General features: G+C 39.6%; 11 protein-coding genes. 6 read left to right on the top strand and 5 right to left on the bottom strand.

Going from position 1 to position 12,413, the window contains the following annotated elements; all coding sequences use genetic code 11:
• Positions 1-53: 53 nt before the first annotated feature.
• From ACLBWE_RS04355 to fahA, 4 genes are all read right to left on the bottom strand, one after another.
• On the bottom strand, positions 54-833 hold the full coding sequence (locus tag ACLBWE_RS04355; RefSeq protein ID WP_045433967.1) for an IclR family transcriptional regulator: 780 nt from the start codon (positions 831-833) through the stop codon (positions 54-56).
• Positions 834-1,125: 292 nt separating this feature from the next.
• Positions 1,126-1,674 carry a VOC family protein gene (locus ACLBWE_RS04350; RefSeq protein WP_016139785.1) on the bottom strand — a complete coding sequence of 183 codons (549 nt, stop codon included), beginning with the start codon at positions 1,672-1,674 and terminating at the stop codon, positions 1,126-1,128.
• Positions 1,675-1,691: 17 nt separating this feature from the next.
• On the bottom strand, positions 1,692-2,324 hold the full coding sequence (maiA, locus tag ACLBWE_RS04345) for a maleylacetoacetate isomerase (RefSeq protein WP_005044391.1): 633 nt from the start codon (positions 2,322-2,324) through the stop codon (positions 1,692-1,694).
• Positions 2,311-3,618 carry a fumarylacetoacetase gene (fahA, locus tag ACLBWE_RS04340; RefSeq protein ID WP_447601380.1) on the bottom strand — a complete coding sequence of 436 codons (1,308 nt, stop codon included), beginning with the start codon at positions 3,616-3,618 and terminating at the stop codon, positions 2,311-2,313. Before fahA ends, maiA begins: the two co-directional genes overlap by 14 nt.
• Before the next feature lie 357 nt (positions 3,619-3,975).
• On the opposite strand from fahA, the gene ACLBWE_RS04335 reads away from it, so the two are divergent.
• From ACLBWE_RS04335 to zigA, 3 genes are all read left to right on the top strand, one after another.
• Complete coding sequence (locus tag ACLBWE_RS04335) at positions 3,976-5,364, top strand: amino acid permease (protein ID WP_004640132.1); 1,389 nt, start codon at positions 3,976-3,978, stop codon at positions 5,362-5,364.
• 157 nt (positions 5,365-5,521) lie between these two features.
• Positions 5,522-6,208 carry a D-Ala-D-Ala carboxypeptidase ZrlA gene (gene zrlA, locus ACLBWE_RS04330; RefSeq protein WP_447601377.1) on the top strand — a complete coding sequence of 229 codons (687 nt, stop codon included), beginning with the start codon at positions 5,522-5,524 and terminating at the stop codon, positions 6,206-6,208.
• Positions 6,209-6,384: 176 nt separating this feature from the next.
• Positions 6,385-7,614: a zinc metallochaperone GTPase ZigA gene (zigA, locus tag ACLBWE_RS04325; RefSeq protein WP_447601375.1), complete on the top strand. Its 1,230-nt coding sequence runs from the start codon at positions 6,385-6,387 to the stop codon at positions 7,612-7,614.
• 33 nt (positions 7,615-7,647) lie between these two features.
• On the opposite strand, the gene ACLBWE_RS04320 is transcribed toward zigA, so the two are convergent.
• A complete protein-coding gene (locus ACLBWE_RS04320; RefSeq protein WP_447601373.1) occupies positions 7,648-8,760 on the bottom strand; it encodes an acyltransferase family protein in 1,113 nt (370 codons plus the stop codon).
• Between the two features lie 351 nt (positions 8,761-9,111).
• On the opposite strand from ACLBWE_RS04320, the gene hutC reads away from it, so the two are divergent.
• The 3 genes from hutC (at position 9,112) to hutU (ending at position 12,366) form a co-directional block, all read left to right on the top strand.
• Positions 9,112-9,864, top strand: coding sequence for a histidine utilization repressor (gene hutC / locus ACLBWE_RS04315; RefSeq protein ID WP_003654221.1), 753 nt, complete (start codon positions 9,112-9,114; stop codon positions 9,862-9,864).
• On the top strand, positions 9,861-10,436 hold the full coding sequence (locus tag ACLBWE_RS04310) for a HutD/Ves family protein (RefSeq protein ID WP_447601371.1): 576 nt from the start codon (positions 9,861-9,863) through the stop codon (positions 10,434-10,436). Before hutC ends, ACLBWE_RS04310 begins: the two co-directional genes overlap by 4 nt.
• Positions 10,437-10,686: 250 nt before the next feature.
• On the top strand, positions 10,687-12,366 hold the full coding sequence (gene hutU / locus ACLBWE_RS04305; RefSeq protein ID WP_004640122.1) for a urocanate hydratase: 1,680 nt from the start codon (positions 10,687-10,689) through the stop codon (positions 12,364-12,366).
• The last annotated feature ends 47 nt before the right edge of the window (positions 12,367-12,413 follow it).

Genomic DNA, 12,413 nt, shown 5'->3' with positions numbered 1-12,413 from the left:
TCTGATCTAAAAAAACCAAGAGTTTGATCTCTTGGTTTTTTTATGGCGATTAATTAGCGACTTTTAATATATTGATTAATGAGCTTCACTTCACTTTTTAAGATTTCAATCGTTTTACTGTGAGGGTCGACTGGTAAAAACATTTCGCTATCCAGTGCGACAATACAAAACTCGATGCTCTGATTTGAATTAAACACAGGTAAACCAACAGCATTAATTCCTGTTAGTAAATCACCTTTCGCTGCCGACATTTCTTGCTGGCGAATCGTTTCTTTAAGCTCTGTAAACGCTTGCCAGTTTTGTGGGGCGATGTTTAGACCAAGTTCTTGATGCTTTTGCCACTCTGCTTCCATTAATGGACGAACAAAATGCTCTGGAAGATAAGAAGCAAATAAACGTCCAGCAGCAGAATTAACTAAAGGCATAATTGAGCCGACTTTAGTGACAATCGAAATAGGGTGGTTTGATTCAATCGATTGAACAACTACAGGGCCTTTAGGCGACCATTTACTGATTTGTATGCCGCAACCAATTTTGTTTTGTAGGTCGTAAATTAAATGCTGTACCAGCTGTAGTGTGTCGCTATGCTGAACACAGTTTAGACCTAAGCGCCATGCCTGATCACCTAAAGCATATTGCCCATCATCAAGTTGTTTTGCATATTCCATGCGAATAAGACTAACGAGATAGCGATGTACCTTCGCAGGATGCATTTCTAGCTTACTGGATAGGTCTTTGAGAATAATAGGTTGATTGTGCTCTAAAAGGGCATTTAGTACAGATAAACCGACTTCAAGTGATTGAACCCCCCCAGATACTTTTTCTTCAATCATTTAAATACCCTTAATAAAGTTACTTCAGCTGTTAAACAGCGATGTTCAAAACATAAATTGAAATTGCTGCGTTTTACATCATGCCTGAGCCTAGTGAGAAATAGAAATCACCTTTTTCTATTAGCGAAATTGGCATGTTTAATAATCAACAATTTTCTAAAATCACCATGCTCTCATTTATAGCGCGATTTTCTAGAAATTTAGCAGTTTTAAATAATATAAATCGGCATTGATATAGAGCTGTTTTTAACAATTCTAATCAATGCCGACTTTTTAGATCGATCTTTAAAAATTAGGTTCCTAACTCTTCTTCATGCAAGAAATGTGTGTGGTGAGGAGCGCGTTTAGTTTTGCTCCATTCCTCAAGCATTTCTGCTTTCATTTCTTCAGTAATTTTTGCAATTTTTTCTTCAGCGCGCACATCGTTATAGGTAAGTTCTAAACGGTGGCCATTTGGGTCAAAGAAGTAAATTGAGTGGAAAATACCATGATTGGTTACGCCCAAAACTTTCACACCATTTTCTTCTAAATGTTGCTTCGCAGCCATCAGGGCATTTACATCTTCGACTTCAAAAGCAATATGCTGTACCCATTGAGGCGTATTTTCGTCTCGGCCCATTTCTGGTTGAGTCGGCAATTCAAAAAATGCCAAAACGTTGCCTTGACCTGCATCTAAGAATAAATGCATATATGGGTCAAAAGCTTTAGTTGATGGGACATGGTCTTCAGCAAAAGCTAAAATGAAGTCCATGTTGAGCATTTTTTTATACCACTCAACAGTCTCTTTCGCATCCTTACAACGATATGCAACGTGATGTATTTTTTTAATGGCAAATGTCATGTTAAAACTCCTTTTTACTATTCCCAATCTGGTTGTTGTTCTGGCGCCGCGTTATAGAAGGCTGGGATAGACAAACAATGGTGATAAATCGATTCAATTTTTGGAAACGCAGATAAATCAATCTTGAAGCGTTTCGCGTTGTAAACCTGTGGAATCAGACAGCAATCGGCAATTGTTGCCTCGTGTCCAAAGCAAAATTGGCCATTCGAATTTTGTAATTGCTGTTCCAGATTTTGAAAACCTTCAAGAATCCAGTGCTGATACCAATAATTTTTTTGCTCATCTGAAACATTTAACTCATTTTTTAAATATTTCAGAATGCGCAGGTTATTTAATGGGTGCATATCACAGGCAATAGCTTGTGCAAAAGCACGGACTTTGGCACGTTCTTGCACATCTCTTGGGAGTAATTTGGTTTCTGGATATTGTTCATCCAGATATTCCAAAATACTTAACGATTGAGACAAGGTTAAATCGCCGTCAATTAAAGTCGGGACCAGAGCACTAGGGTTTAACTTTAAATAGTCTTCGCTTTGCTGTTCATTTTTTACCAGATGAACTGGAACAGTCTCATAAGCTAAACCTTTAATGTTTAGACCAATCCGTACTCTATAGGCTGCAGAGCTACGAAAGTAACTATACAGCTTCATAGTCAGGCTCCGAAGTTTCTGCAAAATCGAACGTTAATGCAGGAAGAACTGTATTTTTCACTTCACCAAAGCCGACACGAATACCATTTTTCTCACAGTGGCCTTTCATGATGAGCGTATCGCCATCTTGTAAGAAACCACGAGTTTCACCGTTGGCAAGTGTCAGAGGTTTGGTTGTATTCCATGTAAGCTCAAGCAAACTGCCATATGAATCTGGTGTAGAACCTGAAATCGTTCCTGAACCCATTAAGTCACCAACCTGAACATTACAACCAGCAATGGTATGGTGGGTGAGCTGCTGAGACATAGACCAATACATATATTTGAAATTGGTTTTACAGATCACGTCAGTTTGTGTCGATTTCGGCGTTTGAATTTCAACACTCAAATTAATGTCGTAACTATTAGCGACATTTTCTTGTAAATAGCCCATTGGCTTCGGGTCTTGTTTCGGGCCGTCAACCTTAAATGGTTCAAGTGCTTCAAGCGTCACGACCCAAGGTGAAATCGAACTGGCAAAAGTTTTAGCGTTAAAAGGGCCGAGTGGAACATATTCCCATTGCTGGATATCGCGTGCTGACCAGTCATTGAGCAATACCATTCCAAAAATATGATCCCAAGCATCTTCAATAGCGATAGGCTGACCGAGTTGCGTTGGTTTACCCACAATAAACGCTGTTTCAAGTTCAAAATCGAGTTTACGCGTTGCAGAAAAAACTGGGCGCTCTTCATTTGGAAGTTTAATTTGACCAGATGGGCGTACGACGTGAGTGCCACTGACTACAACAGAGCTAGCACGGCCGTTATAACCGACAGGTAATTCGGTCCAGTTTGGCAGTAAAGCATTTTTTGGGTCGCGGAACATACAACCCACATTGGTCGCATGTTCTTTAGAAGAATAGAAATCGGTGTAACCAGGTACTTGAATTGGTAAATGTAAGGTAACGCTGTCTTGCTTAACCAGAACTTCCTGGCGTAATGCTTCATTTTGTTGAAGTGTTAAATTTTCAACTGAAAGAAGAGACTGTAGTGTCTTACGCACTTTTGACCAGTTTGCTTTGCCAGACTCAATAAATTTATTCAGGGTCGGTTGATTAAAGTAGGTGTCTTGTTCTGAAAGTTTTAAAAGGCCATGCTTTTCAAGAGCAGCGAGATCAATGACCCAATCACCAATAGCTACACCGACTTGGCGTTCGCTTTCGGCAGTTCTGCTAAAAATACCATAAGGCAAATTATGAATAGTGAAATCTGATTGAGGTGAAACTTCAATAAAAGAATTTAGGTTTTGTTCCATTTTCGCGTCCTTGTCTTTATCTCGGGTCATATACAAATAAAAGTTCGGTCTAGGACTGAGCTACTCAATAAGTTTTTAACCTTTGCTGAGAGCATCTTTTGTCTTATGAGTTTGATACAGACCGAGTACAACCAATTGCTTCATGTCTCTATAATACTGAATTCATCAAATTACGCAATACATAATTTAATTACACATTTCATAATAATTGTCATTTCTTGTATTTTCTGTTTTCATTCGCGGTCATGAGAAAAGTCACGCAATTATTTTTTCATGAATCTCTATGAAAGTTTGATTAATTTATGATATACGTAATTTATTGGAAAAAAATTACGTGACAAGGATGAGAATAATCATATGTCAGCACAAGAGCAAGGAAACCTGAAACACGGTTTGAGTAATCGGCACATCCAACTTATTGCATTGGGTGGGGCGATTGGCACAGGGCTTTTTCTTGGTATATCACAATCGATTAAATTAGCAGGTCCATCGGTCATCCTTGGCTATGCAATTGCAGGATTTATTGCTTTTTTAATGATGCGTCAGCTTGGTGAGATGGTGGTTGAAGAGCCAGTAAGTGGGTCTTTTAGTCATTTTGCCTACAAATACTGGGGACCATTTGCTGGGTTCATGTCTGGATGGAATTACTGGGTACTGAATGTCCTCGTCTGTATGGCAGAACTAAGCGCAATTGGTCTTTATATCCAATATTGGTGGCCACAAATTCCAACGTGGGCATCTGCTTTAACCTTCTTTGTCTTAATCAACGGCATTAATTTGCTGCATGTTAAGTTTTTTGGCGAAATGGAATTCTGGTTTTCTATTGTCAAAATCTTAGCAATTCTGGCAATGATTGGTTTTGGTTCATATTTACTAGCAACTGGTACAGCCGGTCCGCAAGCCAGTATTAGCAACCTTTGGGCACTCGGTGGCTTTTTCCCATTTGGTGTTGAAGGCTTAGTGATGGCAATGGCGGTTATTATTTTTGCTTTTGGTGGTATCGAACTTTTTGGTATTACTGCGGCTGAAGCACGTGATCCGGACAAAACCTTACCTAAAGCTGTGAATCAAATTATCTACCGTATTTTGATTTTCTATATTGCGACACTTTTGGTTTTATTCTCGCTATTCCCGTGGAACCAGATGGCTGAAGGCGGCAGCCCATTTGTGATGGTCTTTGCTTCTTTAGATAGCCAAGGCATTGCAACGTTGCTGAACTTTGTGATTTTGACAGCAGCGGTTTCAGTTTATAACGGTACGAGTTATTGCAGTAGCCGTATGCTATTGGGTCTTGCACAACAAGGAAATGCACCAAAAGCATTTGCACATATTAATAAACGTGGTATTCCAACTAATGCAGTGATTCTTTCTGCTGCGGTGACTATTTTATGTGTGCTGTTAAATTACATTTTCCCTGAAAAAGCATTTGGTTTGCTCATGATGTTGGTTGTAGCAGCCATTGTGATTAACTGGGTTGTGATTTCATGGACACATTTAAAATTCCGTAAATACACGCAAAGCCAAGGTCAAACTACAAAGTTCCCAAGCTTTATGTATCCATTTAGCAACTATCTTTGCATCGTGTTTATGTTGGGCATTTTAGTTGTAATGTCTTTAACACCAGACATGCGTATTGCAGTCATGATGATTCCCGGATGGATTCTATGTTTAATGGTGGCTTATCAATTTAAACGTCGTAAGTTGAAAGCAGAGCAACCTGTGCCTGCACTTGAAGCTGATTTGTAAGATTGATTCAACCATAAAAGGACGTATCTCATACGTCCTTTTTTATTTTTAAAATTTAGCAACAGAAAGTAAAAGATTTTATTATTGTTATAATATAACATTTCTTGAATTTAATGATGAGCATCTTTCCCATTATTGGTGAAGATAGAGCATATTTATGAAGCGTTATTTAGGTTTACTTTTATTATCTCTCACAGCGTGTAGTACCCAAACACCCAAGCCAACGATTCCTTTGCAACCGCAGTCCAAGTTGCCTCAACCTTCAAAGATAGTCGGCAAAATAAAGCCACAACCTGAGGATTATATTGCATGGTTAGCAACAGGGGGGCATCGACAATCTGTACAGGCATACAAGCAATTCCTGCAAAAAAATGGCCTTGCTACTTTAATTCCAGACCATGAATTATTACGTTCAGCCCGAGATTGGCAAAAATGTGGAGTTGAACCCTATGCGGTGCCTCCACGCGAGATTTGGTCCAATATCGTTCCGACACTTAACATCTTAAAAGCATTGGTTGACGATGGGGTAATAAACGATTTTGAAGTGACATCGGCCTATCGAGCTTTATCTCTAAACCGCTGTGCTGGTGGTGCGGATGCTTCTCGACATGTCTTTAATGCAGCGCTGGATTTTCGAATTGGGCCAGAACAGCCGAGTGACTTAGACCAGTTCAATATTCAACAAAGCAAAACCAAAATTTGTCAGTTCTGGGCAACCAAAGGACAAGCACTCAAGATGGGATTGGGGGTGTATGCCTCGGGACAAATTCATATTGATAGCCAAGGTTTTAGAGCGTGGGGGCCTGATCACCACTATAAAACGTCAATGTGTCAGGGCTTTTAAAAGTAATTTTTTCAAAGACTAATTTACTGGTGTAAGGGAAGGAGAGATAAAAAACTTGCTTAATGGTTATGTTATAACATAACATTAATGTGGTTTAGAGTAGAAACACCTGCCATCTGACCATATTTAATGGTTAGTCATGATTAGTTTTAAATATTATTCAAAGAGAACAAGCCATGCGAACTGCAATCGCCAACTCATTTGCCAAACTTCCTGTCACTGTTTTATCTGGTTTTTTGGGGGCAGGAAAGACCACGTTACTTAACCATATTTTAAATAATCGCGAAGGTCGCCGTATTGCCGTGATTGTGAATGATATGTCTGAGGTGAATATTGATGCGGCATTAGTACGTGAAGGTGGGGCGGAGCTTTCAAGAACAGATGAAAAGCTGGTTGAAATGAGTAATGGCTGTATCTGCTGTACGCTACGAGAAGATTTATTGGTTGAGGTGAGACGTTTAGCCGATGAAGGACGCTTTGACCAATTGGTGATTGAGTCGACAGGCATTTCTGAACCACTGCCTGTTGCAGAAACCTTTACATTTGAAGATGAAGATGGAAACTCACTCAATGAGTTCGCTCGACTCGACACCATGGTCACGGTAGTCGATGCTTTTAACTTTTTTAAAGATTACGGTTCAATCGACTCCCTGCAACAACGTGGAGAGTCGCTAGGCGAACAAGATGAGCGAACTGTGGTTGACCTTCTTATTGATCAGATCGAGTTTTGTGATGTGATTATGCTGAATAAAATTGACCTGATTGATCAGGCTCAGCAAGAGCAGCTCACCGCAATTCTAAAGACATTAAACCCACGTGCCCGAATTGAAATTGCTCAATTTGGAAATATTGGTTTAGATAAAATTTTAAATACACAGTTATTCGATTTTGATGAAGCTGCACAAGCGCCGGGCTGGTTAAAAGAATTACGTGGTGAGCATACGCCAGAGACCAAAGAGTATGGAATCAGTAGCTTTGTTTACCGTGCGCGTCGACCTTTTCATCCAGAGCGTTTTTATGATTTAGTACAGGCTGAATGGCCGGGAGTCGTCCGTTCCAAAGGCTTTTTCTGGTTGGCTGCCGAACCGACATTGGCTTATTCATGGTCGCAAGCGGGCGCAATGGCTCGACACGGCTTAGCAGGTTATTGGTGGGCCGCTGTTGCAGAAGAAGACTGGCCGAGTGACTTAGACAGCATCGAACAAATTAAAAAGGTTTGGGATGCTCAAACAGGTGACGCGCGTCAGGAGCTGGTTTTAATTGGTATGCAAATGGATGAGCAAGCTTTAATAGAACGCTTAGACCGTTGCTTGTTAAGTGATGAAGAAATGGCTTTAGGGCCACAAGCTTGGCAGAACTGGTCGAATCCTTTTAAGCAAGATGATGAAACTATGTTGATCGCTTAATTAAAAAAGCCCCTATTTTAAAGGGGCTTATTTTTATGATTTGTCTTTAATGAAAATCTTTCGAATGTAGCTGTTAAGCGGTGTCGAATAATATTTTTCAATTACTGCGCTAATGATGAAAGTCACAATGAGATAGGCAATTAAAAGCATAATTTTGATGCTAGAGTCAGTTTGAGCTGGAATAAAAACAACTTTCATAAGACCCAGCACAACCAGATGAAACAAATAAGTTTCATAACTTCGTTGTCCCAACCAGACCATAACTTTTGTAAACAGACTATGTGCTTGCGTTCCCGAAGGATGCTGAAAACACAAAATGAGTATGCCTGTGGCAAAAGCAAATAAGCTAATACCCCAAGTACTAACTTCTTTAATGGGAGCATATAAATAAAGGGTTGTCATACTCAAAATAATCAACCAAGAAAGAGGTTTTTTATAGGCCCAATCTGGCTGATATTTATGAGAGAAAATGGCAGTTAAACAGCCAATGGCTATACCATCAAAACTTGAAAAATAATGATATAAATAGGCACCGCTTTCTTCTCCAAAATGTAGAGATCTAAAATAAGGTCCGTATAAAATTACTCCAATCAGTACGGCAATAAATACCTTATTACTACGCGTGAGTAGGCACAATAATGGAAACACAAAGTAGAAAACTTCTTCTACAGAGAGTGACCACAACACGCCCAAAGCGTAGTTTACCCAACCAAATTTGATAATCAGGATATTCATCCAGAAGGTTAAAGCTGCAAATATGGTTAAGGGATATGAGACCTCAATGCCATTGGGAGCTTGGTTTACAAAGGGTTTTAAGTCAAATGAACCAAGTATGCTTACACCTAAAATGAGTAAAACCAGACACGGTAAAATGCGAGCTGCTCGTCGGATATAAAAATGTTTGAGGTTAATTGCTGAGAATTGTTTGTCTCTTTTTAAAGTGTGATGGGTAATTAAAAAACCCGAAATCACAAAAAACATGGTCACGCCATAATTTCCGTTTCTTGCGATTAAGGTACTAAATGCTTCACCTAAAAAATTAAAACCTAACCATGTATCTTTAAGTTTATAGGGAATATTAAAATGGTGTAAAAGAACCAAAAGGATAGAGATTCCTCGAAGAATATCTATTTTATAATTACGCATTCGATGTGCTTCCAGTTTATTAATATACTGTGTGGCAGAAGAATACTATCGATCAGTTATTTTAAATAAAATTTTTAAGCATCATTTCGTAACTCCGAAAAGGCCACACTTTGAAGCCCTTGGATGGAGCAAAGGCATAGCAGAAATAATTATTAAATAAATATTGATAAAACCTTTATATATTTGAATTTATCTACATAAAACTTTAAATTAGCTCTTGTTGAGCTATGTTTATTTTTTAAACTTTTTAAAATCTATTTAATTCATAAATTAACATATTGTATGTGGTTGTATATACATAGCATGTCAACTAAAATATGATTTTGCCTGCTGCCTTTTTGAGTATTTGTTATGCCCAGAACATCAAAACAAGAACATGCTGAGCTTTCGATTGAAGCTGATAGTCCAGTTCCTTTATATCAACGCGTAAAACAGCTGATTTCACAAAAGATTTATGAAGGCTCGTGGGCTGTAAATAAAAAAATTCCTTCGGAAAGTGAGTTGGTCAATCAACTCGGTTGCAGCCGCATGACGGTAAACCGTGCGCTACGAGAGTTAACGACTGAGGGTTTATTGGTACGTATACAGGGGGTGGGTTCTTTTGTTGCTGAAGGGCAAGGCCGAACTGCGCTTTTTCAAATTAATAATATTGCCGAAGAGATTATCGCCCGTAACCATAAGCACCATGCTGAAGTTTTAATTTTAGAACAAATTTATGCAAATGCAGAGCAAAGTGTATTAATGCAGACTCGTGAAGGGCAAAAGCTGTTTCATTCAATTATTGTGCATTATGAAAATGATGTGCCAGTTCAGGTCGAAGATCGTTTGGTTGATGCAGCACTCATTCCAGATTATTTAGAACAAGATTTTAAAACGATTACCCCCAATGCATACTTAATGGCAAAAGCACCTGTGACAGAAGGCGAGCACATTGTTGAAGCCGTTTTAGCATCTCCGCAAGAGTGTAAGTGGTTAAAAATCACTAAAACTGAACCATGTTTACTCATTCGCCGTCGTACATGGTCCAATAAGCAACTCATTTCTAGTGCCCGTCTGACTTATCCCGGCAGTCGTTATTATCTCGAAGGCAAATTTACGCAATGATTGAAGTACTCAAGGCAGACCAATATACAAAAATGCTTTGGAAAAATGGTGCAGGCTATACTTTGGAAATTGCGCGAAGCCTAGGTGAAATCGAGTTTGATTGGCGCATTTCGATGGCAGATGTGACAACTTCTGGACCATTTTCCTTGTTCCCAAATAAGCAGCGAATTATTACTGTACTTGATGGGAAAGGTATTGAATTACATGTCGATGATCTGCCTGCTAGGTCGTTAAAGCTAGGTGATATTTTTGCTTTTCATGGTGAGAGTCAGGTCCAAAGTGAACTGGTTGGCGGTGCAATTCGAGACTTAAATTTAATTTATGATCCTGCAAAATTTCATGCTCGCTTTCAGAGAGTAGACGGTACAGAAGCACAGACTTTTTTAAGCTCGGCAGACCTGATTTTCATTTTTAATAGTGGTTCTGACACTGAAGTAGCGATTGAGGATAAAACCTTTTTGCTTGCTGCTCATGAGACTTTAAAAATTGAGAAAACCACTGCGATTAATTCAGTTTATTTTCCTCAAAATTGGGCAAAAAATTGTTATGTTATTGAGTTAATTCAACGTTAAAACTAAATAAGTTATTTTTTAAAAGCACATATCTAGTGAAAGGATATGTGCTTTTTTTATGCGGTTTATAAAAATAAATTATTTTAATTCATGTGCTTATTAAGTTTTTTTAAAAAAATATGAGCAAGCCTCTTCACGCCGTAAAATATTTGTGTAGTATATGGATGTATATACAAGTTAATACATTACTATACAAATGCAGAAACAAGTGATGTTCTGCTGATGTAAGCTCAAAGGAAGGAGTCCGCCTGTGACAACAACAACGACAACAAAATTTCGTGATGTAGAAATTCGTGCGCCACGCGGCACTGAATTGACGGCTAAAAGTTGGTTAACTGAAGCGCCATTACGTATGTTGATGAATAACCTTGATCCGGACGTTGCAGAAAACCCGAAAGAGTTGGTTGTATACGGTGGTATTGGCCGTGCAGCACGAAACTGGGAATGTTTCGACAAAATTGTAGATACTTTAAAAAATCTTGAAACTGATGAAACTCTATTAGTTCAATCAGGCAAACCAGTAGGTGTATTTAAAACTCATAAAGATGCACCACGCGTTTTAATTGCAAACTCAAACCTTGTACCGCACTGGGCAAACTGGGAACACTTTAACGAGCTAGATGCAAAAGCACTCGCGATGTACGGTCAAATGACAGCAGGTTCTTGGATCTACATTGGTAGCCAAGGCATTGTACAAGGTACTTACGAAACTTTCGTTGAAGCAGGTCGTCAGCATTACAACGGTGATTTAAATGGTCGTTGGGTACTAACTGCCGGTTTAGGCGGTATGGGTGGTGCTCAGCCTTTAGCTGCAACACTTGCAGGGGCTTGTTCTTTAAACATCGAATGTCAGCAAGCAAGTATCGATTTCCGTTTACGTACGCGTTATGTAGATGAACAAGCAACTGATTTAGATGATGCTTTAGCACGTATCGACCGTTACACGAAAGAAGGCAAGGTCATTTCAATTGCACTTCATGGTAACGCTGCTGAAATTTTACCTGAGCTTGTGCGCCGTGGTGTACGTCCAGACATGGTGACAGACCAAACAAGTGCACACGATCCACTGAATGGTTACTTACCAGTAGGCTGGACTTGGGATGAATACCGTGAACGTGCAAAAACAGAACCAGAAGCTGTTGTAAAAGCTGCAAAACAGTCGATGGCGAAGCATGTACAAGCGATGCTCGATTTCCAAAAAATGGGTGTTCCAACATTTGACTATGGAAATAACATCCGTCAAATGGCGAAAGAAGAAGGTGTAGAAAACGCTTTTGATTTCCCTGGCTTCGTTCCTGCATATATCCGTCCATTGTTCTGCCGTGGTATTGGTCCATTCCGTTGGGCAGCGCTTTCTGGTGACCCAGAAGACATTTATAAAACAGATGCCAAAGTTAAAGAATTAATTCCGGATGATGAACATTTACATCACTGGTTAGACATGGCTCGTGAACGCATTAGCTTCCAAGGCTTACCAGCGCGTATTTGCTGGGTTGGTCTAGGCTTACGTGCAAAACTTGGTTTAGCTTTTAACGAAATGGTTCGTAGTGGTGAATTATCAGCACCAGTTGTGATTGGGCGTGACCACTTAGACTCAGGCTCAGTTGCGAGTCCAAACCGTGAAACTGAAGCAATGCAAGACGGCTCAGATGCAGTATCAGACTGGCCTTTATTAAATGCATTGTTAAATACAGCAGGCGGGGCAACTTGGGTGTCTCTACACCATGGTGGTGGTGTAGGTATGGGCTTCTCTCAACACTCAGGCGTTGTGATTGTGTGCGATGGTACAGATGACGCTGCTGCACGTATTGCTCGCGTACTGACCAATGACCCTGCAACAGGTGTTATGCGTCATGCCGATGCAGGTTATGAAATTGCGATTAACTGTGCGAAAGAGCAAGGCTTAAACTTGCCAATGATCACTCAATAAAAACACATGGAAAAACTAGCGGTGCTTTTTGCAATTGTGAAAAGCAC

Source organism: Acinetobacter sp. M5A5_2a (genome assembly GCF_053345265.1).
The sequence above is the reverse complement of the archived record's forward strand: the minus strand, read 5'-3'. Positions and strand labels throughout refer to the sequence as shown.